Raw genomic sequence first — 25,441 nt, forward strand, 5'->3', positions numbered from 1 at the left:
TTGGAATATCGGGCGCAGGTCTGAGAGACGATTGGATGTGTAAGACGCGTTGTACGATTTAAATTCGTTTGGATAAGATAATACATGGATTTAGATATCATCGGATAGATCAGGAAATTCGATCATTTCCATTCATACTAAAACAGTATGAAAGAAAAGGAAATCTTTCTGTTAGGACACAAGGTCAGAAAAACTTCAAATCGATTGGTTTCACTGGAATATGCCTGGATCTACAAAAAGAAAAACGAGCAGGAGACGGTATCGTCCACTACTCGTTTTGCAACAGGCTCATCCTAAAGCGACGTCAAGAATCATCATGACAGTAAAACCGACCATCAGACCAAGTGTTGCTAAATCGGATCCGTTCTCTGCTTGTGATTCCGGAATCAATTCTTCGACGACGACGAAAATCATCGCACCAGCGGCGAAGGATAACGCATACGGTAGAAGCGGTTGAACGAAGAAGACGGCAGCCGCTCCAACCATCGCGGCAATCGGTTCGACGATCGCTGACAATTGACCGTAATGAAAGGCGCGCCGGCGCGACATCCCTTCACCGCGTAATGGGATCGATAGGGCAGCTCCCTCCGGCATGTTCTGAATGCCAATACCGAGTGCGAGGGTCAAGGCACCGGCGACGGTCGCCCCGTCCATGTTCAAGGCGGCGGCACCGAAAGCGACACCAATCGCAAGACCTTCGGGAATGTTGTGCAACGTGATCGCAAGAAACAGCAACGTCGTTTTCTTGAGTCCTGTCGAAGGACCTTCCGCTGTCTCGAGTGGTGCGGATAAGTGCAAATGCGGTGTAACGAAGTCGAGGAGACGGACGAAAAATCCACCGGCGAGAAAACCGATGGCGGCAGGAATCCAAGCGATTCCACCATCCTGCTCCGTGAACTCGATCGCAGGAGCAAGCAGCGACCAAAATGACGCGGCAATCATGACGCCAGCAGCAAAACCGAGCATCATGTTCATGACGCGTTTTTCAATCGTCGTAAAGACAAAGACGAGTGCCGCACCAAGTGCGGTTAACCCCCACGTCATCATTCCGGCAAGCAATGCTTGCACGACGACGGGGAGGGAAGTAAACCAATCCAACATGACTATTCCTTCTTTCCGGGCACGATTTAAAGCATCCATCTGTATCAGAGCTTACCCGTTTTCGATCCGGACGATTCGTGTGAAGGGAATTTCAATGACTTCACGTCCGCGCAGAAAGAGAACGGAACGTTCGGGTGCTAGTCGTTCCACAAAACCGACGACCGTCACGTAGCTACTTTCCTTATAATACGTGATTTCAAGTTCGTTTCCTTCTATTAAAGCTTCTTGAAGCAGAAAGTGCCATGATTCTTGCAGCTGTTCATCAATTTCAGGCAAGTCGAGCTGATGCATCTGGACATAGTATTCCCGTAGCAATTGCAAATGTTCCGGCATGAGAAAAGGAATCCATTTTAAATTTCCCCGATCACGATACGCTGTCATGAAGATCACCTCCCGGATGACCGCCGACGAAACGAAGGCGACGTTTGGCGACACTCGTATCAAGAAACGAGACAGCGAGGCGAATCGTCCCTTTTCCATAGCGAAGATTGACGACATCCATTGCTTTTAATAAACGTCGCCGTTTCCAGAGTCGCGTATTATCCTCGAACAAAGACAACTGTAAGGTGCCTTGATCGGCAGTCAAATGTCCCACTGCGACGGATAAAAAACGAACAGGTTCTCCGTCGAGCCAATTCGGTTCGAATAATTGTAAGACGTGACGCAGAATGATTCGTTCATCGGATGTCGGATAAGGCAACCGCACTTGACGGGAGAAACCACTTCGGACGACGTTTCGAGAATAGCGGACGCCGATGTGAACGGTCCAGCCGACTTGATTCGAAAAGCGACAACGTGCGGCAACATCCTGCACGAGTTCATTGAGCACATTCCGAATGCGTTCGAACTGATAATAGTCCTGCATTAAGGTCACACCGTGTCCGATCGTCCGTTGAGGGGCTTTCTCGAACAGATGACGAGGCGCAAGAAGTGTCGGTGACGCGTCAAGACCCCAAGCGTGGTGCCATAGTTCGGCACCGATGACACCGAATCGTTCGTGCAACTCTTCGACAGGGCGCATGGCAAGATCACCGATTGTTTCAATCCCCATCATCTGCAGATGTTGTTCCATACGGTGTCCGACCCCCCACATCTTCCGAATCGGAAAATCATGAAGACGTCGTGCGACGTCGGCATATCCACATCGCGCGATGCCTTCTTTTTTCCCGATTAAATCAAGGGTCAGTTTCGCGATGACGTTATTTGGACCAATCCCGATCCGGACGTGGATGCCGGTCTGTTTCAGGATCGCTTCTTTAATTTTGAGGGCAGCTTGCAGGTCGGAACCAAATAGGGGATCGGTTCCGGTCATGTCAATGAAGCTTTCGTCAATCGAATAGACGCGGATCGCTTCAGGTGGGGCGAATTGGTGCAGGACATCAAGGACACGAATTGACGTCTTCATATAAGCGAGCATGCGTGGTTCGACAAGTTGAATCGTGCGACGAACAGCGTATGGCAATTGCTCGATTTCATATAGTCGACCGGCTGTCTTGATTCCTAGTGCTTTTAAGGCAGGGGTGGCAGCGAGAATGACGGATCCGCTTCGTTTTAAATCGGAGACGACCGCTAGGCGTGTCGTCAAGGGAGGGAGATTGCGATACTGGCATTCACAGCTGGCGTAGAAGGACACACTGTCGACGCAAAAAATCCGTTTATCTTGTGGTAAAACGACGGAAGGAAACATCTGAATCACTCCTTTACATAAAAGAACGTATGTTCTTATTTTGGTTTCCTTGACTATAGCATGGTCTCAAAGTGTCTCAAAATAAAAACTGTTGGAAAAAGGGGAATTCGAACGATTTTCCCTCATATAAAAGAAGTTTGATACACTAAGGGTGAGAAAAAAGGGGGAACCTTCATTGAAAGAGACCAATATCCGTTTACCAGAATTACCGAAAACGCTTCAGCTAGAGACCTTCGATCAAGTCGAAATCGATGACCCGTATCTGAAAGGAGCGCGTTATGAGAAAGAGTCGATGCCAAGTGAACTGACAGAACGTATCGATGCCTATCAAGTGTGTTTTCAAAATGTCTCGTTCGCGAATCTCACCTTTGACCGTGGCTCGTTCGAAGATATCCATTTTGAGCAGTGTGACTTAACGGGATGTCACTTCCAAGAAACTCGTTTTCACCGTGTATCCTTCGTCGGATGCCGGATGACGGGTGTTCAGTTCGAAGATTGTACGCTGGACCATTTGACGATTCAGGAAGGACTTGCGGATTACGCACAGTTCATTCGCAGTACGGTCCGTCACCAACACTGGAGCGAAACGACGATGAAAGAAGCGCAGTTCTTCGAAGTGAAACCGACCCAGTGGAAACTCGAAGCGGTCCGGCTTACCGATAGCCAGTGGATTGAAACACCGTTAAAAGGTCTCGATCTCCGGCAGACGGAACTCTCTGGTATTACGATTGATCCGCGATTTTTACCAGGTGCCGTCATTACGGAAGAGCAAGCAGTCGCCTTTGCTCGTTTGTTAGGGTTGGTCATTCCATAAAAAAGTCTCTTTTCGAAATCCATCGAAAAGAGACTTTTTGTTTGTTCTTAAAATGACATCGTTTCGCCATCCTCTGGAATCAGGAAATGGGCAGAAAGGTGGAAGGTGGCTAAAAAGTCAGCAATCATATCACGTCGCAAGAGACAGTGGTTGACGGACTCGAGGTGCGAGACGATGATCGTCGCTTCCGCCGCCGCTTCGTGTACGGCAAGGAGATCACGCTGTGACATCGTGATCGGCTCTCCGGTCAAGAACTGGGCGGCGCCACTGTTGACGACGATGATATCGGGTGTATGTTGTTCGATTGCATGCGCGACCTCGTCGCACCAGATCGTATCACCGGCGATATAAAGTGTTGGTTCGTCCGGATGGGTGAGGACGAGCCCAGACACACGTCCCATCCGTTCGCCGATTTCACCGACACCATGCTGTCCACCTGTTCGATGGACCTGGATATCACCGATCGTTACACCGGAATCGAAGGAAGAAACGTTCGTGAAGCCGGCTTCTCGAATGTGCTGCGCGTCTTCTTCTTGCTGCGCATAGAGTGGCAAATGCTTGGGTAGAAGTTGTTTTGCAGCATCATCGAAATGATCGGCATGCAGATGCGTGACGAAGACAGCGTCAGGATCGAGCAGTGTGTTGACATCGACCGGTAAGTCGACGAGTGGATTAGCGACGGCATTTGGTGTTTGACCGAAGGGAGGCAAGCTGCCTTTTTCGCCGAGGAACGGATCAATCAATAAGACTTGATTGGCATACGTGACAACGAGTGTTGCATTACGAATTTGTTGAATATCCATTAGGTTCACCCTCTCTCAATGACTCGGATTAACTATTCCCCGTCTGGCATTCAATGAATCCTATCGCAAGCGTTTCTCCATCGCCATGACGTCGACATATTCACCGTTCAACTGTCCTTGCTCCTTAAACGTTCCGACGATCCGGAACCCGGAGCGGATATAGAGTTTTTGTCCGATTTTATTGAATGGGAAGGTGAAGAGAATGAGTTTATGCATCTGATGATCACGGGCGTGTTGCTCAGCCGTTTCAAGCAAACGTGTGCCAATCCCTTGTCCACGATGAGTCCGGGTGATATAAACCGAAATCTCACCGACGGATGCGTAGACAGGACGCGGATTATACGGATCGAGGGAAATGAAGCCGAGGACACCTGTGTCATCTTCAGCGACATATCCGGCATATCGATCGGTGCGTTCCGCATACCATTGGGTCATGAAGGATAAGTCCTTTTGGTCGGTTTCAAGCGTTGCGATCCGATCTTCAATGCCTTCGTTATAGATGGCGAGAATCGCTGGTAAGTCGTGTTCCGTTACGGGACGAATATGCATGACGCTCACTTCCTCATCGCTTTTCCTTCATTATATCGGTTACGTATCAATGTAGTGATATGTTTGTGCGATAAGAAAAGCACTGATTCCCTTCATATGAAGGAAAACAGCGCTTTTATCGATCTTAAGAGACCGTTGACGTCTCATTCTCGTAAATCGGAACCCAGCCGTCTGTCGTGACGAAGATCCGAACAGCGACGACTTTACGATCGTCTTGAAGCGTAAAGTAGTGGCGTGTGTTAACAGGAACGGAGATTAAATCACCAGGATTGAGTTCGATGTTATAGTAGCCGACTTCTTCGTCTTTGATCGCAAAAACGCCGTGACCGCTGACGATGAAACGAACTTCATCATCCGTGTGATGATGTTCTTTCTGGAAGTTGACGAGCAACTCATCAAGGTTCGGTGTCGTATCCGAAAGTGAGATGATATCAGCTGTCTGATACCCACGACGTTCTGATACGTCTTTGATTTCGGGAGCGAACGTATCGAGAATCGTTTGTTTGTCTGCATCCGTCAGTGTGAAGTTCTCAACGAGAGGCGCTGGAAGTTTCGAAACGTCCCACTGTTCGTAAAGAACGCCGCGTGACGCAAGGAAGTCAGCGACTTCCGTTTGATCCGTATACCGTGTGTTTGTTTCTTGGAATAAGACTGTTGCCATGAGATAATTCCTCCTTTTAATGAATGGATTGACGGCATGATTGCAACGTCAACGTGTAATTGAATAAAAACTCGAAGGCTTCGAGGTGTTTCTTTGCTTCAAAGGCGGTCGGTGCCCAGACCGTGATCCCGTGATTGCGGATCAGGACGGCACCACTGTCCGCTGTGACATGCGGTGCAAAAGCAGCGGCAAGTGTCGGGATGTCCGCATGATTTGGAATGATCGGCACCGTGACCGTTGCATCTTCTTCCCAATTACCGAGTGCCTTGATGATTTCCTGTCCGGAAAAGGTGATACTGCCTTGATCGCCATAGAGTTCCGAAATCACATTGTTCGCAATCGTATGGACATGCAGGGAACAACCAGCGTCCGTTCGATTGAACACCTCGACATGGAGCAATGTCTCAGCGGAAGGACGCCCAGATTGCTCACCAATTAATTGACCGGTCGTATCGACATGAACGAAGTCGTCAGGAGTCGTCTGCCGTTTATCTTTTCCGCTTGCCGTCACAAGGAATTCAACCGGGACACCGGACGTCCGAATGGCGAGATTGCCACTCGTACCAGGAAACCAATCGCGCGCCGCAAGCTCTTGTTTGATGGCGCGTAGCTCTTCATACCGTCGCATGAATGTCATGTTGTCACCTCCGCTCGTGTTAAATCATGAACGATATCGTGGAACGTCTCAAACGGTGTATAGGCGATATCGTTCTCTTCACACAACGTGATCAGATAATCACGGGCATAGACACGATCCGCTTGTTTCGCGAGTTCGAAGTCCGTTACCGAATCACCGATGACGATGATGACGTCACCGTCTTTGCGCAATGTCCGGACAACGGACGTTTTACAACAGCCGCACCCGTTCGTGCAATGGGCATCGCAGGCGTTTGGCCAATCGATATGGACGAATGGACCACTGAAATCGGCGACGTTACAGTAAATCTGTTCTTGTTCAAGGAATGGCGCTAAGATTGGTTCGACGAAAAAGTCCATTCCACCGCTGACGATCGAAAAATCGATTCCTTGACGACGACTGTACTGAAGTAACTCCGAAAATCCGTCGCGAATGACTGCACGCTCCAACAAAAAGTCAAGATAGGCTGTTTTTCCGTCAGACGGCAGAAGTGCGAACATTTGCCCGACACCACTCTGAATCGATAGCGTCCGGTCGAGTACGCCGCGTTTCAACGGTTCGAAGTCACTCGCTGGCGCAAATTGTTGCATGAGTGCGATGATGTTATCCTGTGTCGTCACCGTACCGTCGAAGTCACAAAGAATCCGTACGGTCATGACTTGATCCCCCAAGCGTCGAGGGCGATCCGTAATTCTTCATGACGCGATGCTGCCGCCGATAGGGATTCATTTGCGAGTGCCGCATCGAGTGCCTGACGGAAAGCAATGACACCAGCCGCAGCACCTTGCGGATGACCATGTACGCCGCCGCCGGCGTTGATGACGGAATCGATACCGAAGTCCCGTACGAGTTGAGCGACGAGTCCAGGATGAATACCAGCTGAAGGAACCGGGAAGATCGATTTCGTCTGACCGAGACGGGTCGCTTCGACCGCGATGCCACGAGCGACATCCTTTGGCAAAGCGACATTGCCGTAAGGAGACGGGAATAGCGTCAAGTCTGCTCCAGCAGCACGCGGTAATGTGCCGAGTAAGACAGGAGCTGCGACTCCGTGATTCGGGCTAGCGATCAACGCACCGCTATATGCTGGATGATTGAAGATCGGAACGTTGATTTCCGGATCACTCGCCAGTTCGCGTAAGACGTCGAGTCCGTATGTGAAGGTATTCAGCAAGAATGCGGTCGCTCCAGCATCAATCAATCGCTTGGCTTGATCCTTGAGCGTAAAGACGGGACCACTGAGTGTGATCGCATATAACGCACGTTTACCGGTCCGGTGGAAGTGAGCATCGATGACCTCACGTCCGATTCGTGCCCGGTCAATCGTCGGTGTCAACGGATTGTCGTATAGGATCTCATCGTCTTTGACGAGGTCAATCCCACCAGCGAGTTGTCCTTCGAGTTGATCACGAAGGAACGATAAATCCCGTCCGATGACTCCTTTGAAGATGCTCATTAATAATGGGCGATCTTCGACACCGATCAAGGAGCGGACCCCTTCGATCCCGAATTTCGCACCTGGAAAGTCCGACGTAAATGTATCGGGTAATAGCAATTCCGTTAGTTTGATTTCACCGTCGAGTGAGAGTTTCCCGAAGACGGTCGTCAGAATCGCAGAAAAGTCGCGCGACACGTTATGTTCCGGATAACGAATCGTGATATATCCTTTGCCATCGCGCTCTTCGGTATGTACGACTTCCCCTTTGAACGAGGCGAGTTGTTGTTGTTCGAGATGATTCAGTTCCGTCCAAGAACCGACTGTCAGACCAAGCGCGAGTTGTTCAGCGCGTTGCTCGAGTCGATCACGGGCAGTCAATTGATAAGTAGCAGTGATATAAGCCATGTCTTTCCTCCTTCAACAAAAAAATGGTCTCTCGTCAGTGACAAGAGACCATGAATAATTCGAACGTGGACTCTTATCTGTCAGCTTAGTAGCTGCAAGAATTAGCACCGTGCCAAAAGGTCGGTTGCTGCGACATCGTAGGGCTTGTCCCTCCGTCTGCTCTTGATAAGAATTGGATGAAATTGTGAAATCTAATTGCAATTTTTACATGAGAATCGTCACTTGTCAAATTATTTTTAGAAAATTTATTTTTTTGAAAATACTCTTTCTATATATGGCATGAAAACGATATCGATTTCTGCTTGATTTCGATTTGACAGCGAGGAAGTCGATTGCGTAAGATTCAAATCAATATCACACACGACAACTACATACGACTCTTATCGCGAGTTGGCAGAGGGAATTGGCCCGATGACGCCGCAGCAACCGACCACTAGGCACGGTGCTACATCCAACAGACGTTTCGTCTGAGAGATAAGAGGACGCAGTGACTTTCCTGCGCCTCTTTTCGATGACGAAAAGAGGCGCTTTTTCGTGTATTACATTAGGGGGAAACTGAGATGACATACAAAGCATTCACAGAACAGGACGCGATTGAACGGGTCCGCTCATTAGGACTGATCGGCGACGGAGCCGTCGAAGCAGAAGAGATTGGCGATGGGAATCTTAACCTCGTCTTCCGAATTCGAGAAGGTGAACATCGATTGATTCTAAAACAAGCACTCCCGTACGCAAAAGTCGTCGGTGAGAGCTGGCCATTATCGCTCGAGCGGGCGTGGATTGAGCAATCCGCACTCCGTGAATTCGCCCGGCATGCCGTGCCGTTCGTACCACGTGTTTTTCATGCTAGTCACGAAGAGGCGTATACGGTCATGGAAGATCTTTCACATCTGACGATCGTTCGGACTGGACTGCTCGCGGGTGAACAGTATCCGTTGCTTGCGGAACATATCGGTTCTTATCTCGCTCGGACTTTATTCCATACATCGGACTTTGCGCTTGGTCCGGTTGAAAAGAAACGTGTTGCTCGAACGTACTACAATCCAGATTTGTGCGATATCACAGAAAAACTGATCTTCACAGATCCGTTTCATGACGCGGAGACGAACGAGATTGAAGCCGGACTGGAGGAAGAAGTGGCACGTCTTTGGGCAGACGATGAGTTAAAACGCGAAGTCGCAAAACTCGAAGCACTCTTCATCACGAAAGGGGATGCGTTGCTACACGGCGATCTACATACAGGAAGCATCTTCGCTTCGGCGACGGAAACGAAAGTCATCGATCCAGAATTCGCCTTCTATGGTCCATTCGGATTCGATGTCGGGCAATTCATCGCCCATCTTTTCTTCGCGGCATATCCAGATTACCCTACACGACGTGACGCAAGAATCAAGGACATCGATACGTTCTGGCTGACGTTTGCTTCAACGTTCCGTGCCTTATGGGAACGGGAAGCCGTCGAACCATTCCAGGCATCGGGACTTGTTGATGATGTACTGAGTACGATTTTACAGGATGCCCTTGGCTTTGCCGGTTGCGAATTGATTCGGCGGACGATCGGTCTCGCACCAGTCGCTGATTTAGAATCAATCGATTCAACGACGGAACGCTTAGAGCGAAAACGTCACGCCCTCCGTCTAGGAGCAGCGTTAATCAAACGTCGGACAGAATGCCGGACATTTGATGATTTACGAAACTTTGACGTAACGGAGGAGTTAAGCCGATGAGTGCATTTGTTCAAAGTATCCGTTACGAAGACCGTGTCTTGACGATTCTTGATCAGACACGTCTACCGCAGGAAGAACACTATGAAGTCATTACTGATCTTGCGCAAGCAGTTGAGGCAATCAAACAATTGCGTGTCCGGGGCGCACCTGCGATCAGCCTATTCGGTGGATTCGTACTCGTTCAGGAAGCGTACCGGTTTGAAGCAGAACTGTCGATCTATAAGCAAGCTTTGCTTGAGACATCAGCGACGTTACTCGCGACACGACCGACGGCCGTCAACTTACGAAATGTCCTCGATCAATTGAATCCAATCATTCAAGACGGAACGTCGGTAGAAGAGATCCGTGAACGGTTGGAAAAACGAACAGTCGCCTTATATGACCAGGATGCGCAGACGTCACGTCAAATCGGGATTCATGCGTTGGAGTTGTTCCAGTCAGGCGACCGGATCCTAACGATTTGTAATGCTGGATCGATTGCGACTGCTGCTTACGGAACGGCACTTGCGCCGTTCTATATCGCAAAAGAACGTGGCATTGAATTATCCGTTTTTGCGAGTGAGACGCGACCGTTACTGCAGGGGGCACGGCTGACAACATGGGAGCTGCAACGTGCCGGCATCGATGTCACATTGATCACGGACAACATGGTCGCTCATACGTTGAAAGAAAAACAAATCGACGCGATCATCGTCGGTGCTGACCGGATTACACGAAATGGGGATACAGCGAATAAAATCGGAACATTCCAATTGGCATTGCTCGCGCAAGCCTTCGATATTCCGTTTTACGTCGCGGCACCACTCTCGACGTTCGACTTCTCGCTCGTTTCCGGTGAAGCGATTGAAATCGAAGAGCGTGATCCGCAGGAAGTGACGGCAATCCAAGGTGTCGCGACAGCACCAGCGGGAGTCGCTGTCTTCAACCCAGCGTTTGATGTCACACCACACACATTAATCACGGGCATCATCACGGAACTCGGTGTCATCACGCAACCAAATGAAGAAACGATTGAACAATTAACAGGGCTTCAACCCCTCGGATAAGGAGATATGTCATGAAAAAATTAGCTTACGCCGTCCTAGCACCGGCACTGTTACTAGCGGCTTGTGCGAATGGAGAAGCGACGACGACGAAGGTCGTCAAGGATGTACCAAAAGGGGTTCAATCGGACGTCAAGATCGCCGTCATCCGCAACCTGGCATCGGACGACCATACGAAACAATTCCTTGATGGCGCACGAAGTGAAGGGGAAGCACTCGGCTTTAAAGTCAGCACGTTCATTTCAGAAGGGAACGACGTCAAGTTCAAGGAGCTTGTCGCGCAAGCGATTCAGCAAGATTATGATGGGCTCATCATCTCGCACGGCAAGGAAGACTACGCCTATGACATGATCAAACCGGCGGTCGATAAAGGACTGAAGGTCGTAACGTTCGATACGGTCACGAAGAAAAAAGGAACGGCGCTAAAAGGTGTGACGGAAACGTTCCAAAACGATCATCAACTCGCGAAGCTATCGCTCGATGAAGTGACGAAGGTGACGGACAAAAAGCCGGTCCGTGTCATCAAACTGTGGTTCGGACCAGGTTTTGCCCCACTCGATCGTCGTCAGGAAATCTATAAGACGTACGAAGCAGATGGCAAAATCAAAACGCTTGAGACGGTTGGACCGACAAACTTCCAAGACGTCCAAGGGGATATCGCAACGAAGATGAATGCGATTCTCGCGAAATACCCGAAAGGAAGCATTGATGCGGTTTGGGGAGCATGGGACGAAGTCGCAAAAGGGGCATACAAATCGCTTAAGGATAATAAACGTCAAGAAATTCCGTTGATCTCGATCGATGTCTCGAATCAGGACATCAACTTGATGCGTGAAAAGGGCAGTAACTGGGTCTCGACGAGTGCGGTAGATCCATTCTTGATTGGACAAACGGACATGCGATTACTGGCTAAGAAAATTGCCGGCGAGAAGACGCCGGATAGCTTTGATCTCGACGCAAAACTCGTGGAGCAGAAGGCGTTGAAGCAGGATACGACGATGTACAATCTCGATACGATCATCAAAGGTTGGAGTACGTCGGATAAATTCAATGAGCCGTGGATGGACCGGTTGCGTGACGTCCATAAAAAACAATGACGTCTACCAATCATCACTTGAAGATGACTGGGATTTCATTGGCGTTTCCAGGAGTGCAAGCCTTAAAACAAGTCTCGTTTGAAGTGAAATCCGGTGAAATCCACGCGCTTGTCGGTGCGAATGGTGCCGGTAAGTCGACATTGATGAAAGTCTTATCCGGAGCGGAAACGGCGGACGAAGGAACGATCCGTCTCGACGGGAAGGAGTTGTCCATCACGTCACCGCGTGATGCGAAACAGATTGGGATCGACCTCGTCCAACAAGAGGTCGATGTGGCGCTTGTCCCGTATTTGACGGTCGCTGAGAATATCTGTCTCGATCTGTTGACGGACGGAACGATGACTGGCTTCGTATCCCAGCGCCGTTACATACAGCGTGCCAAGGAGGCGTTAGCGACATTACAGGCGGATATTTCCGTCAAGACACGCGTCGAGGAGTTGCGGCTTGCTGAAAAGCAACTCGTATTGATTGCCCGCGCCCTCGTCCAAGAACGCCGTTTTTTGATTTTGGATGAACCAACGGCACCGCTCAGTCAGGCGGAAACAAGCCATCTCTTTTCAGTCGTGCGTCGTTTAGCCGAACGAGGGCTTGGGATCATCTTCATCTCGCATCGTTTACAGGAACTATATGAGATTTGCGACTCCATCTCGGTCATGCGCGACGGTCAACTCATCTCGCGACATCTTTTGACAGACATCACGAAGGAAGCTGTCGTTGAGCAAATGCTCGGGCGTCAGCTTACGTCTGTTGCGAAAACGTCACGGGTAAACGCGACGAACGTACTGACGGTCGAGAGTGCCACGAATGCGGACGTCCACGATATTTCCTTGACGGTTCAAGCAGGTGAAGTCGTTGGTATCGCGGGGCTTGTCGGTGCCGGTAAAACGGAATTATGCAAAGCATTGTTCGGTGATCGCCCGTTTCAGGAAGGGGAGGTTCGTATAGGTGGAAAAGCCCATCGCCTTCGCGATCCACAAGCTGCGATTCAAGCGGGCATCGGTCTCGTTCCTGAAGAACGGCGAAAAGAAGGAATTCTTGTTGCCGATTCTGTCGCAGAAAACCTGACAGCAGCGGCAGCTCATGATTTCGTCAACCGCTGGGGGCTGATGGATCGTCGCAAAGAAGCAAATCAGGCATCGAAATGGGTCAAGGAGCTCGGTATCAAAGTGGCAGACGTGAAACAGGAAGTAGGTCAACTATCCGGTGGGAATCAACAAAAAGTCGCCATCGGAAAATGGTTACTGACCGATGTTTCTGTACTCGTCTTGGACGAACCGACAAAAGGTGTCGACGTCGGAGCCAAACAAGACATCTATCGTCTGATTGACGGACTCGCGCAACAACAAAAAGGGATCCTTTACGCGACGAGTGAATGGGATGAACTTTTGACCGTCACGGACCGAATCTACGTCATGTTCGATGGACGGATCGTCCATGAAACGAAGACGGCGGATACATCAGAAGAAACCTTGTTGTGGTATGCGACAGGAGGAGGGCAACGATGAATGAGGTAGTATCAAAACAAACGAACCGAGGGAAGGGTTTACGTCCCGTCCTCGGATTCTTGAACGACTGGGGGATCGTCCTCGCGATCCTTGCCCTCGTCCTGTTTTTTGCGACGACGGCTCCGACATTCCTACAAGGAACGAATTTGATCAATATTTTACGCAGTATCTCAATCGTGACGATCATCGCGATCGGCTTGACCGTTTCTTTGACGGTCAATGGATTTGATTTATCGGTCGGGTCGACCGCGACGCTTGCGAGTTCTTTCGTCGTTTCATTTTTCGTCTGGTACAGTCTGCCGCTCGGTGTCTCGATTGGTTTAGCACTTCTCTTATCTCTTAGCGTTGCTCTGGTGAACATCTTACTTATCGTCTGGTTTAAGATTCCGGATTTGTTTGCGACGTTAGCGACGATGTTCATCGTCGAAGGTGTCGCGATGACGTATACCGGTGGTGGTTCAATCAGTGCCGGAATGCCGCGCCTGGACGGTACACCAACAGTTGGCACGATTCCGGAGGCATTCGCGAAAATCAGTCAGGCGCCTTGGATCATCGTCATCATGCTCGTCGTCGTCGCTGTGACACACGTCTTCTTAAGTCATACGCGACACGGTCGTTTTCTCTATATCATCGGTGGGAATCCGGAAGCCGCACGGCTCACAGGAATTCGTGTCAACCGCTACCGGGCACTCGCGTATCTGATTGCTGGGTTACTTGCGGCGGTCGGTGGGATTTTACTTGCGTCACAAGTCGGATCGTCGCAAATCAACGCTGGTTCCGGTTATCTGATGCCAGCGGTCGCAGCCGCATTCATCGGCTCGTCGTTCGCAGGACAAGGGAAGCCGAATGCGCTTGGCACACTCGTTGGCGCTTGTCTCGTCGGGATTCTTGAAAATGGTCTGGTCATGTTGTCTGTTCCATACTATTCGTTGAATATCATCAAAGGGCTCGTCCTTGCGGTCGCGCTCGCGACGACCTATGCGCGGTATCGTAAAAAATAATTAAAATTCGACGTTTCGTTTATAACATATTCGGTAATATTCAATATATGAAAGGATGGTGATGCACATGAATGATTACCAATGTAGAGGGAACGATCGCATGTCGCTTCTGAAAGAAGAGGATCACCGGACTTGACGAACGTTGTCCATTGACACGGATGTATCCGTGTTTTACGTGCAACCGCACGGTTCAAGAACGGATCACGGCATGTGTTCGTTCCTGAAACAAATAAGGGGGAAACGCTACGGCGTTCCCCCTTTTTCATGTGCTAGAAACTGCTCGTATTTCTTTAAAAGCGTAGCGGAATATGAGATGATATAAAAAGTCAGAAAATTCAACTACTACGAGAGCAAGGGGCCTGACAATGCGAACATACACTAAGGAGATTCAAGCGATTATCGACAACGTAGAGAAAGTCATTATCGGTAAGGAAGATGTCATCACACAATCATTGGCAGCATTACTAGCGGGCGGTCACGTCCTATTAGAAGACGTACCGGGAGTCGGGAAGACGATGCTCGTCCGTGCGTTTAGCCGATCGATCGGGTTGACCTTCAAACGTGTTCAGTTCACGCCAGACCTACTTCCGTCAGATTTGACGGGTGTATCGATGTATAATCAGAAAACAAGCCAATTCGAATATAGACCGGGTCCTCTAATGGGGAACATCGTCTTAGCCGATGAGATCAACCGAACGTCACCAAAAACTCAATCTGCCTTACTCGAGGGAATGGCGGAAGCGAACGTCACCGTTGATGGTGAGATTCATACGCTTCCGAATCCCTTTTTCGTCATGGCGACACAAAACCCGATTGAACATGAAGGAACGTATCCGTTACCAGAAGCACAACTTGACCGTTTCCTCGTCAAAGTCAAAATGGGTTATCCTGATTTCCACCAAGAAATGAAGTTGCTCACGCGTTTTGAACGGGATGAACCGATCGAGACACTCGAAGCGGTGATTGGTCGCGAACAATTGCTCCAGATGAAAGAAGAAGTCAAGAATGTCCATGTCTCGCAGCCTGTCAAAAAATATATCGTCCATCTCGTCCAAGCGACAAGGACGAATGGGTCACTCTATCTCGGCGCGAGTCCCCGTTCTTCGATCGCCTTGATGAAGGTCGCGCAAGCGTGGGCATACATGGAAGGACGCAGTTTCGTCTTACCGGATGATGTCAAACATCTCTTGATTCCTGTCCTGTCACACCGCTTGATTTTGACAGCAGACGCCCGCTATCACGGTCAATCGTCGGAACGGATTTTAGAACAAATCAAAAAAGAGGTTGCTGTACCAATCCAACAAGACGTGGAGTCCCTATGACGAAGTGGCAAATTGGTTGGCGTTACGCTGTACTACTTTTGACGACGGCTGCCTTATGGACATATGCGCGCGTCGATGGCGGAAATGTCGCTTCCTTGCTGTTTTATGTCATGGCCGGTTTGACCGTCTACTGGACGCTCTTTCTCATTTGGCCCGTCACGCAGGCACTTGCGACGCGCGAAGTATCAAACAAGATGCTCGTTGCCGGAACGGATATCCCGGTCTCCTTAAGGGTTCGCCGGCGTTTTCCGTTTCTGGTCGGAGCCGTCGAAGTGACAGAGGCGATTCCGAATGAGCTTAGCGAAGAAAAACTCGATATCACCCGTCCACTCCGTGCCCATTATCGGAAGACAGAGCACATCGATTATACGATCCCATCGATTCGCCGGGGAGTCTACCAGATTCCAGGCTGTATCGTCGAAATCACGGATCCGTTCGGTTTGTTCAAGCGGAAGCGGATGTTTCCGGTCGAGACGTATCTTGCAATCGAACCAGCACGCCTTGCGGTTCAGCTTCCGCATGAGGAAGACCGCGGCGACGGGGGAATCTCGCCCGTGTCGCTTGATCTTCGGCAGTCGTCCTTTACTGTTGTCGGGGTCCGGGAATATGTCAGTGGCGACCGGATGAATCAGATTGACTGGAAAGCGACAGCGAAACGCCAAGGCTTGATGACGAAGACGTTCGAACGAGAACAGGAACGGGAGACGACAATCGTCTTCGATGAAGGAACGGAAGCGGGCGAAGCCTTCGAGCGCGTCATCTCAATGCTCGCAGAAGCGACGGATCAGCTGAACAAGCGACGTCTGAGCTATCGGATTCACCTCGTTGGACATGCTGTTCAATCGTTATCGTTACCGCTTGAAGGGGCGAAGCTCACGCATTATCTGATGACGGCGCAACCAAGTCGGACGCGGACGTTCATCGAATCATGGGAGTACTCGTCAAAAGCGCTTCGACTGAGCGGAAACGTTCTCTTCATTACGCCGGATCTTGAATCGAACAATGAATTATGGATTTCTAAGATTAATCAAGAAGCCACCGTTCATGTCTATACACCAGAACGGAGGGGAGTGCGATGATGCGACGCTTAATTTGGAACGCTATCGCTGCAGCCGTTCTGACTTGTTTCATGCCACCACTTCTTGAACTGACGACGTTCGAACATCTCTGGTCATTCTTACCGATGCTGTTTCTGCCTTTGCTGTTGTCGCATCTATCGCGACGTTACTTTTTACTCGGAAGTCTCGGTGGATTACTCCTGTCGTTCTATCTGATTTTGACGCCGGGAGCAGCACCATGGGGCATCTTTACGGAAATCAGTTCAGATATTCAGAGCGTCATCAATGGTGAATTACCAGGACGACCCGCTTTCGCGCTCTCGATCGGATTGATTAGTTTTTTGATCGCGTATCTCGCGCGCCGGACATTCCCGAATCGTGGGTTCGTCTTCGGACTTGCTTTCGGAGTCATCGGGTTCATCGCGTATTGTGATACATGGACAGATTACTCAGGAGAGACATTCATTCTCTATCCGATCATCTTATCCTTGTTATTGCTCTATGCGACGGAAGTCAACGAACGACCGCGCGCTTCTTACGTTCGTCCGCTAAGCGCCTTATTCATCATGGGAGCCGTCATCGTCGCTGCTGTCCAAAGTCCTGTCATCAATGCGACATGGCAAGACAGTTGGTACGATTTGACGTCTGGTCTTGAAGGGGAAGGGGAGCCGACAAATGCGATTCAAAAGGTCGGTTACGGTAACAATGACGAGCAACTCGGAGGGCCATTCCAAATGGACGACCGGGAAGTTTTCCAAGTCGAAAGTGAAGGAAATCGATACTGGCGAGTCGAGACGAAAGATATTTATACCGGCAAAGGCTGGGTGCTGTCGGAATCGAACCCGGAAATCGATGGACGGGGTTTCTTCTCGCACTTTGGGAGAGAAGTCAAGACACGTGAGGAAACAGCGACGTTTGAGATGACACGTGAATTACCGTTCGTGCCATATAACGGAGATAACGTCCGGGTCTCGGTCGATCAACAACGACAAAATGTATTGGTTGATCCAGAAAATCAAAAAATATCGTATCTGGACGAGGCGGATCGTCAACGTAATTACCAAATTGCCTATTCATATCCGCTCTTTACCGAAGAACAACTTCAGACAGATGAACCTGTCAATTTATCGGAGAATGAAACAGAGCGGTATCTCCAACTGCCGGATGGCTTACCACAACGCGTCCGTGATTTAGCGGAACAAATCGTTGAAGGTGAGGAGACACCGTGGGACAAGGCACGGGCGATTGAAAATTATTTCGAAGAAGAGAACTTTGAATACAATACGGAGGAAGTAGCCGTACCAGGAGAAAATCAAGATTACGTCGATCAATTCTTGTTCGAGACCAAACTCGGATACTGTGACAACTTCTCGACGTCGGCTGCTGTGTTGCTACGGGCAGCTGGATTACCCGCACGCTGGGTAAAAGGGTTCACGGGAGGCGAATCCGACGTCATCGGAGCTGCCGTGACGAGCTATACAGTGCGGAATAAAAATGCGCACTCGTGGGTCGAAGTGTATATCGAAGGACCAGGCTGGGTACCGCTTGAGCCGACAGTCAGCTTCGATGGAGCAGGACAATACACGATTGATCGGGAAACAGATAACGAGACGGAACAAGCAAATCCGCAACGTGAGACAGAAGATAACACGGAGACAACGACGCCAAATCGTCCGCAAGAAAATCTTCTCGATGAAGAACAGACGACTAGCGCCGGACAGACGGAGCAGAAATCGATTCCATTCTGGCCGATTTTCCTGACGGCACTCGCTCTCTTGTTCCTGTACTTGTTCCGAAAACCAATCATTCGAACACTCGCGATTCTCTTCTTCCGGAGACAAATCGAACGACCGGAAGGATTCCGTCGGATGTACCGGTATCTCTTACGACGTCTTGATAAAAAAGGGTTCCATTATAAAGATGGTCGGACGCTTGCGGAACTCGCTCACGAAGTCGATGGATATTACGAGACGTACGCAATGCGACCGTTGACGGATGCTTACGAACGGATGGTCTATGGTGGAGAATCACTGTCAGCTGAGAAAAAACGTGAATATTTCGAAAATATCATTCGTCATGTAGAGGGTTGATATTTACGAAACGATACAGTTACAATGGGAACAACGTAAATCACACACATGCAATCTCCTTTGTATATACTCGCGAATATGGCGCGAGAGTCTCTACCGGGTCACCTTAAACGACCTGACTATGAAGGAGCAGACCCTTCGTATACATTTTTTTGTGAAGCGGCCTGCTCTTTTTCCATTTTATCCATGGGCGAAGAGTGGGCTTTTTTCATAGGGTACGCATGAAATCAGAAAGGCGGGAACAGATTTGGAAGCACATTTGGACCAGGAAATGATTCTCGTCCTCGATTTTGGAGGACAGTACAATCAATTGATCACACGTCGTATTCGGGACCTTGGTGTCTACAGTGAATTGCATTCGCATAAAATCACTGCAGCTGAAGTAAAAGAAATCGCACCTGCTGGTATCATCTTCTCGGGTGGCCCACGTAGCGTCTACGCAGAGGATGCGTACCGGTGTGACCCAGAAATCTTCGACCTCGGTATTCCAATCTTCGGGATCTGTTACGGCATGCAGCTCATGTCACAACATTTCGGCGGAACAGTGGAACGTGCGGGACATCGTGAATATGGAAAAGCCACATTGACGTTACAAGACCCGTCACCGATGTATGCGAACCTACCGCTTGAACAAACGGTCTGGATGAGCCACAGTGACCTCGTCACATCTGTACCAAACGGTTTCGTCGTCGATGGAACGAACGTGTCATGTCCGATCGCTTCGATCAAGAATGAAGAATTGAAAATGTACGGTGTGCAGTATCACCCGGAAGTCAACCATACGGTCTTCGGGAAAGAATTGCTCAAGAACTTCCTCTTTGAAGTCTGTAAATGTACGGGCGACTGGTCGATGGAGAACTTCATCGAAATCGAAGTAGCGAAGATTCAGGAACAAGTCGGCGATAAAAAAGTCCTCTGTGCCCTTTCTGGTGGTGTCGACTCGTCTGTCGTTGCAGCCTTGATTCACAAAGCAATCGGTGATCAATTGACATGTATGTTCGTTGATCATGGTTTACTGCGCAAAGGTGAAGCGGAAAGCGTCATGAAGACATTCGCGGATCACTTCCACATGAACGTCATCAAGATTGATGCCCAGGACCGTTTCCTCGATAAACTCCGTGGTATCTCAGATCCAGAGCAGAAACGTAAAATCATCGGCAACGAATTCGTCTACGTCTTTGATGAAGAAGCTTCAAAACTGACGGATATGGACTTCCTTGCCCAAGGCACGCTCTACACGGATATCATCGAGAGTGGTACGGATACGGCACAAACGATCAAATCACACCACAACGTCGGTGGATTGCCGGAAGACATGCAGTTTGAATTGATCGAACCGATCAACACCTTGTTCAAGGATGAAGTCCGTGAACTTGGGAAAGAACTCGGTCTGTCAGATGAAATCGTATGGCGTCAGCCGTTCCCAGGACCAGGTCTCGGAATTCGTGTCCTTGGTGAAATCACAGATGAAAAACTCGAAATCGTCCGTGAATCTGATTTCATTCTTCGGGATGAGATTAAAAAAGCAGGACTCGAGCGCGAAATCTGGCAGTACTTCACAGTCCTTCCTCCAATCCGTTCGGTTGGTGTCATGGGCGATGAGCGGACATACGACTATGCTGTCGGAATCCGCGCTGTTACGTCAATTGACGGGATGACTTCAGACTGGGCACGTATCCCATGGGACGTGCTTGAGAAGATCTCGGTTCGAATCGTCAACGAAGTCCAGAACGTTAACCGCGTCCTGTACGATGTGACGTCGAAACCACCTTCAACGATTGAGTGGGAGTAAGAACTAGACTTGCTGAGAAAATTCGTCTCATGAAACCTGTCCTACCAATGTGTTAAAGGGGATAGGTGAAATGAAGTCTGTTTCACCTTCAACAATTCGATTTCAAAATGAAGCTCCCTCCCATTCACATGATTTGTGAATGGGAGGGGCTTTTTTTGTGGTCAAATTTATGAAACTGTTAGACAACTTTAAACTGAATAAAAAAGTTTAAGGACGGAGAGCAAAGTATATCGAGATATGTATCTGGCGTTTAGTAAGGCTTGAAGATTTTATGCAGCATGAGTTAAACGTGGAAAAGTAGAAAAGGGAAAGTACTTAATAAATAGATAATGGATAAAATTTACATTAATAATTAATACATGTATATTTAATATAGTGAGGAGAGGGTCGAATTGGGATTAGGATTTAGAAAGAGTTTCAAGATTGCACCTGGTGTAAGAGTTAATGTTTCGAATAAGAGTATTGGAATCAGTGGAGGCATTAAAGGGTTAAGGTATTCTGTAAATTCAAGAGGACAGCGTAGAACAACTGCAAGTATTCCTGGAACAGGTATTTCTTATACCAGTACATCAAGCTCTGGAAGAAGGTATAAAAGTGCTGCGATGAATAATAGACAGCAATTAATTCGTCAACAGAAAGAAATTGCAAAACAAGAGGAAATACAGAGAGCAAAATATGAGGTAGAAATGTATGAAAATAAAATCGAATTAATACATTCAATTCATAAAGAATGTGATGATACTTTCGACTGGTTAGATATAAGTCGTTCTAAACATCCGCATCACAATAATCAAATGGGTAGATATGAAATAGAAGCACAGCATAAGCTAGATTCTTTTAAACCTAGTCTATTGCAAAAAATTATGAAATCTAGTAATAAAGCTGAACAAAAACTACGTGAAGAGTTAAAAGCTGCTAAAGAAGAAGACCACAAAGAATTTCAAGAGCTACAAAGAACTATAGACATTGCTAAGAGAGTATTAGATAAAGATGTTGAAACCTATCTTAATGTTATTGAAGAACTTTCACCTTTGGAAGATCTTTTAGAATTTGGTAGTGGTTTTGAATTCTTCATTGATGACCCAGAGGTACTAGAGGTGGAATTTAACGTCCATTCGAAAAATGTAGTACCAATACAAGTTAAATCTTTAACTAAAACTGGTAAGCTTTCTATGAAAGACATGACTAAATCAAAGTATTATGATATTTATCAAGACTATGTTTGCAGTTGTGCAATTCGTATTGCTAGAGATATGTTCGCTGTTTTACCTTTCGAAACTATAGTTGTGCATGCCGTGGATGAACGACTTGATACAACTACAGGTAAGGAATCAATAATTACAATTCTTTCTGTAAAATTTATTAGAGGAACACTCAATGCTCTTAATTTTGAAGCACTCGACTGCTCAGATTCAATGATGAACTTTGTTCATAACATGGATTTTAAGAAGACGAAAGGATTTTTACCTGTAGATAAATTAAAATTCATTTAATTCCTTTCTAATTGTGACGGATTTTGCTCACTTAATTAAAGGAGTAACTATCTAGTTTAATAAAAGGGATTCACTACTTTTAGTCTTTTTTCTACTTACTTTACTTATGTTTTACTATCTAATGCTGTGTTAATTAATCTCAAAATTCGATTTTAAAATGAAACTCTCTTTTATTCGGATGATTTATGAATGAGAGTGAGTTTTTTTGTGACCAATAGTATGGAGCTGTTTCTTCAACTCTTGAATACATCATTAAAAGAAACAGGAGGCGCACTCTCATGATAGATTGGACATGGACTGAAGTCGATCGACTAGAAAAACAAGAGAAATGGAATGAAGCCAAAGTATATCTTTTAAAATCTTGGAGACAACATCCTGATGATCTCAAAACAGTCATTCGACTGGGCTTTTTTTGTTGGTACGTCACCTTTGAACATGGACCATTAGGAATTACAGAGAACGACATAGATATTAAGGAATTAGAATCTTTACTAAAGGAAGTTACACATGATGGTTTACGTCATTTTATGAACTATGAGGATTTTCTATGGTGTTTTGGTTATATGATTTCGATGACTCCTTATTATTTTGGAGAGTACAACGAGTGGGAAGAAAAAGGGACATCCATGTTACGACGTGCTCATGAATTATGTCCAGATGAACCGATTTATGCTTATTCTTATCTCAGGTCATTCTCAAATACTTACGGAACACGTGAAAACGAATTACAACAGATACAAAACGTATTAGAGAATCGTTTTAAAGGAGAGGGATTATTATCCGATTACTTTAAAAGTACGGTATTTAACATTAGACTTGATTTGAAATAGTAACGAATAGTCATCAAAAAAGTTTTTAATTCCGAACCTTCAGATAAAGTAAGTAGTTAAGTTTCGTTTTTATGGTTCAATCATAAATTTGACCATGCTATGATGTGGCTGTCTTTGTTTTTCATATCAATAAAAATATTATCGTATAATTCCGGGTACAAGGTTTGAGAGACTTTACAGGAACACCGTAATGATTGCTATTATGGCGCACATACAACATCGTACGTTTATTGAAACGGCTTTTACTTCTTAGGTAAGGGTCTTTTCTTGTTGCGTAGCATGACTTAAACGTTTTAAACAGGACGAATTTTAATAATGAACATGCTCTAGTAAACAGGACCAATACATTTTAAAAAGACACCCGTAACTAAAAAAGATGTACAAAAAAATCAGGTTTAATCAGAAAAAAAGTAGGGGAAATCCAAACTGTTGGCATATAAGATTGATTTTCAAGAGCTAATTATTATTTTTTGTGGCATTTATTAAAAAGGAGGAAGAGATCATGACGAGAAAAGAAGGTACATTTATCCAAGTATTTAATACCCAAGCGGAAGTACTGAGTAAAGTAAACGAATTAAAAGCGCAGGGATATGACGAAAGAGATATGTATGTCGTGGCTCAAGATAAACATTCCTTCTCTATGGTAGAGAATCAGACAAACGTCAATGTAGATACTGCCGGTGAACAAGAGCACCAAGGATTTATGGGGAAATTCATGGCTGCCTTTTCCGACGACTCTTCTACGGAAGCATTCCGGGGAATGGGCTTATCGCATGATGAATCAGAAGAATACCGTCGTCAGGTAGAAAGCGGCAAGTTGGTTTTATATGTAGACAGCGACTATGGCGATTCTTACGAAAAGCATAATCAAAGCTACAACCAAACTTCTGGAGTAAACGATAATCAATATGATCGCACGGGAGTCGAAGCAAATCGGAATCACAACGACCATCTTTCTGATAATGGTTCTCTTTCCGGTATAAATCGAGACCCAGGCTACGATAACACTCTAGGTGCAGATCGAAGCCGAGAATATGACGATACTTCAGGCGTCGATCGGTCTGATATAGATCGGACTGGCGTTACTGAAATGAACAGTGATACAGAAGAAGAACGCCTTCGCCTGCATGAAGAGCGGTTAAATGTAGATAAAGAAAGAGTGCAAACAGGGGAAGTAAACGTCAGTAAACACGTAGTCGAAGATCAACAATCGATCGAGGTGCCGGTAGAGCGGGAAGAAGTTTATGTGGAACGGCGTAAAGTGGATCATAATGCGTCGGGAACAGATGCTTTTGTAGATGAGAACGACTCCATCCACGTACCGCTTTCAGAAGAAAAGGTAGTAGTATCAAAAGAAGATGTAGTCTCTGAAGAAATTGTTGTTGGAAAACGTAAAGTGCGAGATACAGAAACTGTATCTGAAACGGTACGACGCGAGGAAGCAGATATTGATGAAGGTACGGATACGAGAACGGACGTAGAACGTGACGATCGTAAACGACTGTAATAGATCAAACTAAGAGGGGAGATAGCGATCAGCTATCTCCTTTTTTAAGGAAATTAAAAAGAATAATGGATGCCTCATTCATTACGTCTTTTTACTGCAAATTAAAGATAACTCAAAAATAACGCTTACAAAACCGAACGTTCGGATAAAATAAGTGGTTAAATTTCGTTTTTATGGTTGACCCGTGAATTTGAGCATGCTACGATGTGTCTGTTCTTATTTTTCATACCACTAAAAAAACATAAATAATGCCGTATAATTCTGGGGATAGGGCCCGGAAGTCTCTACAGGAACACCGTAAAGGTTCCTACTACGGCGCACACGCAGCATCGTGCGCTTATTGAAACGGCTTTTACCGCTTAGGTAAGGGCCGTTTTTTGTTTTCAAGGAGACGGCTTATTTGGAAGGAAGGCAATCATGAGCACACAATTGAAACAGCCACACCAACCGAAAGCAAAAGAAAATGCGATTGCGCGTTTCTTTGATTTCAATGGGCTTGGTACGAACATGCGTACAGAGTTCATCGCCGGCATGACGACATTCTTCGCCATGGCGTACATCTTATTCGTTAACCCGAATACATTAGCCGAAGCAGGCATGGATGCAGGAGCGGTCTTCGGTGCTACAGCACTTGTCGCAATCATCGGTTCCGTCACGATGGGATTACTCGCGAACTATCCAATCGCGCTTGCACCAGGAATGGGACTAAATGCTTTCTTCGCCTACAGCGTCGTCATCGGAATGGGCATTCCATGGCAAACTGCACTTTCAGGTGTTCTCGTCTCAGGTCTTGTGTTCATGGTATTAACGGCTTCAGGTATTCGCGAGATGATCATCAATGCGATTCCAGAACCATTGAAAATGGCAGTTGCAGCGGGAAT

At 47.3% G+C, this 25,441-nt stretch carries 23 protein-coding genes and 4 riboswitches (1 of these 27 cut by a window edge); of the genes, 14 read left to right on the forward strand and 9 right to left on the reverse strand.

Going from position 1 to position 25,441, the window contains the following annotated elements; all coding sequences use genetic code 11:
- Positions 1-288 precede the first annotated feature (288 nt).
- The 3 genes from P401_RS0100135 to P401_RS0100145 are packed head-to-tail and all read right to left on the reverse strand — an operon-like array spanning position 289 to position 2,788.
- Positions 289-1,101 (reverse strand): ZIP family metal transporter, encoded by an 813-nt coding sequence (locus P401_RS0100135; RefSeq protein ID WP_023467025.1) that lies wholly within the window; start codon positions 1,099-1,101, stop codon positions 289-291.
- A gap of 51 nt (positions 1,102-1,152) precedes the next feature.
- Positions 1,153-1,482, reverse strand: coding sequence for a YolD-like family protein (locus tag P401_RS0100140; protein WP_029340717.1), 330 nt, complete (start codon positions 1,480-1,482; stop codon positions 1,153-1,155).
- Positions 1,466-2,788 carry a Y-family DNA polymerase gene (locus P401_RS0100145; protein WP_029340718.1) on the reverse strand — a complete coding sequence of 441 codons (1,323 nt, stop codon included), beginning with the start codon at positions 2,786-2,788 and terminating at the stop codon, positions 1,466-1,468. Before P401_RS0100145 ends, P401_RS0100140 begins: the two co-directional genes overlap by 17 nt.
- Before the next feature lie 175 nt (positions 2,789-2,963).
- Between P401_RS0100145 and P401_RS0100150 the strand changes: the two genes are divergently transcribed.
- The gene (locus tag P401_RS0100150; RefSeq protein WP_029340719.1) at positions 2,964-3,602 is read left to right on the forward strand and encodes a pentapeptide repeat-containing protein; all 639 of its coding nucleotides are present in this window, start codon (positions 2,964-2,966) and stop codon (positions 3,600-3,602) included.
- Between the two features lie 47 nt (positions 3,603-3,649).
- Here the strand turns inward: P401_RS0100150 and P401_RS0100155 are convergent, their stop codons facing one another.
- The 6 genes from P401_RS0100155 to P401_RS0100180 form a co-directional block, all read right to left on the reverse strand.
- Positions 3,650-4,405: an MBL fold metallo-hydrolase gene (locus P401_RS0100155; RefSeq protein WP_029340720.1), complete on the reverse strand. Its 756-nt coding sequence runs from the start codon at positions 4,403-4,405 to the stop codon at positions 3,650-3,652.
- 60 nt (positions 4,406-4,465) lie between these two features.
- Entirely contained in the window at positions 4,466-4,954 is a 489-nt protein-coding gene (locus P401_RS0100160) for an arsinothricin resistance N-acetyltransferase ArsN1 family A (protein WP_029340721.1), read from the reverse strand.
- A 124-nt stretch (positions 4,955-5,078) separates the two neighbouring features.
- The gene (locus P401_RS0100165; RefSeq protein WP_023467032.1) at positions 5,079-5,615 is read right to left on the reverse strand and encodes a 1,2-dihydroxy-3-keto-5-methylthiopentene dioxygenase; all 537 of its coding nucleotides are present in this window, start codon (positions 5,613-5,615) and stop codon (positions 5,079-5,081) included.
- A gap of 16 nt (positions 5,616-5,631) precedes the next feature.
- Positions 5,632-6,252, reverse strand: coding sequence for a methylthioribulose 1-phosphate dehydratase (locus P401_RS0100170; protein WP_029340722.1), 621 nt, complete (start codon positions 6,250-6,252; stop codon positions 5,632-5,634).
- The gene (locus P401_RS0100175; RefSeq protein WP_029340723.1) at positions 6,249-6,908 is read right to left on the reverse strand and encodes a 2-hydroxy-3-keto-5-methylthiopentenyl-1-phosphate phosphatase; all 660 of its coding nucleotides are present in this window, start codon (positions 6,906-6,908) and stop codon (positions 6,249-6,251) included. Before P401_RS0100175 ends, P401_RS0100170 begins: the two co-directional genes overlap by 4 nt.
- The gene (locus tag P401_RS0100180) at positions 6,905-8,095 is read right to left on the reverse strand and encodes a 2,3-diketo-5-methylthiopentyl-1-phosphate enolase (RefSeq protein WP_029340724.1); all 1,191 of its coding nucleotides are present in this window, start codon (positions 8,093-8,095) and stop codon (positions 6,905-6,907) included. Before P401_RS0100180 ends, P401_RS0100175 begins: the two co-directional genes overlap by 4 nt.
- Before the next feature lie 70 nt (positions 8,096-8,165).
- Positions 8,166-8,267, reverse strand: a riboswitch (SAM riboswitch).
- Positions 8,268-8,472: 205 nt separating this feature from the next.
- Positions 8,473-8,576, forward strand: a riboswitch (SAM riboswitch).
- Between the two features lie 79 nt (positions 8,577-8,655).
- On the opposite strand from P401_RS0100180, the gene mtnK reads away from it, so the two are divergent.
- The 13 genes from mtnK to P401_RS0100245 form a co-directional block, all read left to right on the forward strand.
- The gene (mtnK, locus tag P401_RS0100185) at positions 8,656-9,822 is read left to right on the forward strand and encodes an S-methyl-5-thioribose kinase (RefSeq protein WP_029340725.1); all 1,167 of its coding nucleotides are present in this window, start codon (positions 8,656-8,658) and stop codon (positions 9,820-9,822) included.
- Positions 9,819-10,868: an S-methyl-5-thioribose-1-phosphate isomerase gene (mtnA, locus tag P401_RS0100190; protein ID WP_029340726.1), complete on the forward strand. Its 1,050-nt coding sequence runs from the start codon at positions 9,819-9,821 to the stop codon at positions 10,866-10,868. The genes mtnK and mtnA overlap by 4 nt, the downstream gene beginning before the upstream one ends.
- Before the next feature lie 11 nt (positions 10,869-10,879).
- Positions 10,880-11,962, forward strand: coding sequence for a sugar ABC transporter substrate-binding protein (locus tag P401_RS0100195; protein ID WP_029340727.1), 1,083 nt, complete (start codon positions 10,880-10,882; stop codon positions 11,960-11,962).
- A gap of 23 nt (positions 11,963-11,985) precedes the next feature.
- On the forward strand, positions 11,986-13,467 hold the full coding sequence (locus P401_RS0100200) for a sugar ABC transporter ATP-binding protein (RefSeq protein WP_235609855.1): 1,482 nt from the start codon (positions 11,986-11,988) through the stop codon (positions 13,465-13,467).
- On the forward strand, positions 13,464-14,468 hold the full coding sequence (locus tag P401_RS0100205) for an ABC transporter permease (protein WP_029340729.1): 1,005 nt from the start codon (positions 13,464-13,466) through the stop codon (positions 14,466-14,468). The genes P401_RS0100200 and P401_RS0100205 overlap by 4 nt, the downstream gene beginning before the upstream one ends.
- 365 nt (positions 14,469-14,833) lie before the next feature.
- Complete coding sequence (locus P401_RS0100210; RefSeq protein WP_023467045.1) at positions 14,834-15,790, forward strand: AAA family ATPase; 957 nt, start codon at positions 14,834-14,836, stop codon at positions 15,788-15,790.
- Complete coding sequence (locus P401_RS0100215) at positions 15,787-16,869, forward strand: DUF58 domain-containing protein (RefSeq protein WP_029340730.1); 1,083 nt, start codon at positions 15,787-15,789, stop codon at positions 16,867-16,869. The genes P401_RS0100210 and P401_RS0100215 overlap by 4 nt, the downstream gene beginning before the upstream one ends.
- Positions 16,866-18,938, forward strand: coding sequence for a transglutaminase TgpA family protein (locus P401_RS0100220; protein WP_029340731.1), 2,073 nt, complete (start codon positions 16,866-16,868; stop codon positions 18,936-18,938). The genes P401_RS0100215 and P401_RS0100220 overlap by 4 nt, the downstream gene beginning before the upstream one ends.
- Before the next feature lie 40 nt (positions 18,939-18,978).
- Positions 18,979-19,080: riboswitch (purine riboswitch) on the forward strand.
- Between the two features lie 129 nt (positions 19,081-19,209).
- Positions 19,210-20,730, forward strand: coding sequence for a glutamine-hydrolyzing GMP synthase (gene guaA / locus P401_RS0100225; protein WP_050677135.1), 1,521 nt, complete (start codon positions 19,210-19,212; stop codon positions 20,728-20,730).
- 392 nt (positions 20,731-21,122) lie between these two features.
- Positions 21,123-22,223, forward strand: a complete 1,101-nt coding sequence (locus P401_RS0100230) for a DUF4236 domain-containing protein (RefSeq protein WP_029340733.1) — start codon at positions 21,123-21,125, stop codon at positions 22,221-22,223.
- Positions 22,224-22,501: 278 nt separating this feature from the next.
- On the forward strand, positions 22,502-23,053 hold the full coding sequence (locus P401_RS0100235; protein WP_029340734.1) for a hypothetical protein: 552 nt from the start codon (positions 22,502-22,504) through the stop codon (positions 23,051-23,053).
- 502 nt (positions 23,054-23,555) lie between these two features.
- A complete protein-coding gene (locus tag P401_RS0100240) occupies positions 23,556-24,560 on the forward strand; it encodes a DUF2382 domain-containing protein (protein WP_029340735.1) in 1,005 nt (334 codons plus the stop codon).
- 231 nt (positions 24,561-24,791) lie between these two features.
- Positions 24,792-24,893, forward strand: a riboswitch (purine riboswitch).
- A gap of 135 nt (positions 24,894-25,028) precedes the next feature.
- Positions 25,029-25,441: the 5' end (the start) of an NCS2 family permease gene (locus P401_RS0100245; RefSeq protein WP_029340736.1), read on the forward strand. It continues 892 nt past the right edge of the window; 413 of the gene's 1,305 nt are visible here — the first part of the coding sequence; its start codon is at positions 25,029-25,031; its stop codon lies off the right edge, out of view.

This window comes from Exiguobacterium acetylicum DSM 20416, assembly GCF_000702605.1.
GTDB classification, from domain to species: domain Bacteria; phylum Bacillota; class Bacilli; order Exiguobacteriales; family Exiguobacteriaceae; genus Exiguobacterium_A; species Exiguobacterium_A acetylicum.

What these genes read in the sequence shown, in the direction of transcription:
- P401_RS0100215 (WP_029340730.1), top strand. Translation starts at nt 15,787, where the DNA reads ATGACGAAGTGGCAAATTGGTTGGCGTTACGCTGTACTACTTTTGACG.
- P401_RS0100205 (WP_029340729.1), top strand. Translation starts at nt 13,464, where the DNA reads ATGAATGAGGTAGTATCAAAACAAACGAACCGAGGGAAGGGTTTACGT.
- P401_RS0100220 (WP_029340731.1), top strand. Translation starts at nt 16,866, where the DNA reads ATGATGCGACGCTTAATTTGGAACGCTATCGCTGCAGCCGTTCTGACT.
- P401_RS0100160 (WP_029340721.1), bottom strand. Translation starts at nt 4,954, where the DNA reads ATGCATATTCGTCCCGTAACGGAACACGACTTACCAGCGATTCTCGCC.
- P401_RS0100175 (WP_029340723.1), bottom strand. Translation starts at nt 6,908, where the DNA reads ATGACCGTACGGATTCTTTGTGACTTCGACGGTACGGTGACGACACAG.
- P401_RS0100140 (WP_029340717.1), bottom strand. Translation starts at nt 1,482, where the DNA reads ATGACAGCGTATCGTGATCGGGGAAATTTAAAATGGATTCCTTTTCTC.
- mtnA (WP_029340726.1), top strand. Translation starts at nt 9,819, where the DNA reads ATGAGTGCATTTGTTCAAAGTATCCGTTACGAAGACCGTGTCTTGACG.
- P401_RS0100195 (WP_029340727.1), top strand. Translation starts at nt 10,880, where the DNA reads ATGAAAAAATTAGCTTACGCCGTCCTAGCACCGGCACTGTTACTAGCG.
- P401_RS0100155 (WP_029340720.1), bottom strand. Translation starts at nt 4,405, where the DNA reads ATGGATATTCAACAAATTCGTAATGCAACACTCGTTGTCACGTATGCC.
- P401_RS0100135 (WP_023467025.1), bottom strand. Translation starts at nt 1,101, where the DNA reads ATGTTGGATTGGTTTACTTCCCTCCCCGTCGTCGTGCAAGCATTGCTT.
- P401_RS0100180 (WP_029340724.1), bottom strand. Translation starts at nt 8,095, where the DNA reads ATGGCTTATATCACTGCTACTTATCAATTGACTGCCCGTGATCGACTC.
- P401_RS0100240 (WP_029340735.1), top strand. Translation starts at nt 23,556, where the DNA reads ATGACGAGAAAAGAAGGTACATTTATCCAAGTATTTAATACCCAAGCG.
- P401_RS0100210 (WP_023467045.1), top strand. Translation starts at nt 14,834, where the DNA reads ATGCGAACATACACTAAGGAGATTCAAGCGATTATCGACAACGTAGAG.
- guaA (WP_050677135.1), top strand. Translation starts at nt 19,210, where the DNA reads ATGATTCTCGTCCTCGATTTTGGAGGACAGTACAATCAATTGATCACA.
- P401_RS0100170 (WP_029340722.1), bottom strand. Translation starts at nt 6,252, where the DNA reads ATGACATTCATGCGACGGTATGAAGAGCTACGCGCCATCAAACAAGAG.
- P401_RS0100235 (WP_029340734.1), top strand. Translation starts at nt 22,502, where the DNA reads ATGATAGATTGGACATGGACTGAAGTCGATCGACTAGAAAAACAAGAG.
- P401_RS0100145 (WP_029340718.1), bottom strand. Translation starts at nt 2,788, where the DNA reads ATGTTTCCTTCCGTCGTTTTACCACAAGATAAACGGATTTTTTGCGTC.
- P401_RS0100165 (WP_023467032.1), bottom strand. Translation starts at nt 5,615, where the DNA reads ATGGCAACAGTCTTATTCCAAGAAACAAACACACGGTATACGGATCAA.
- P401_RS0100200 (WP_235609855.1), top strand. Translation starts at nt 11,986, where the DNA reads ATGACTGGGATTTCATTGGCGTTTCCAGGAGTGCAAGCCTTAAAACAA.
- mtnK (WP_029340725.1), top strand. Translation starts at nt 8,656, where the DNA reads ATGACATACAAAGCATTCACAGAACAGGACGCGATTGAACGGGTCCGC.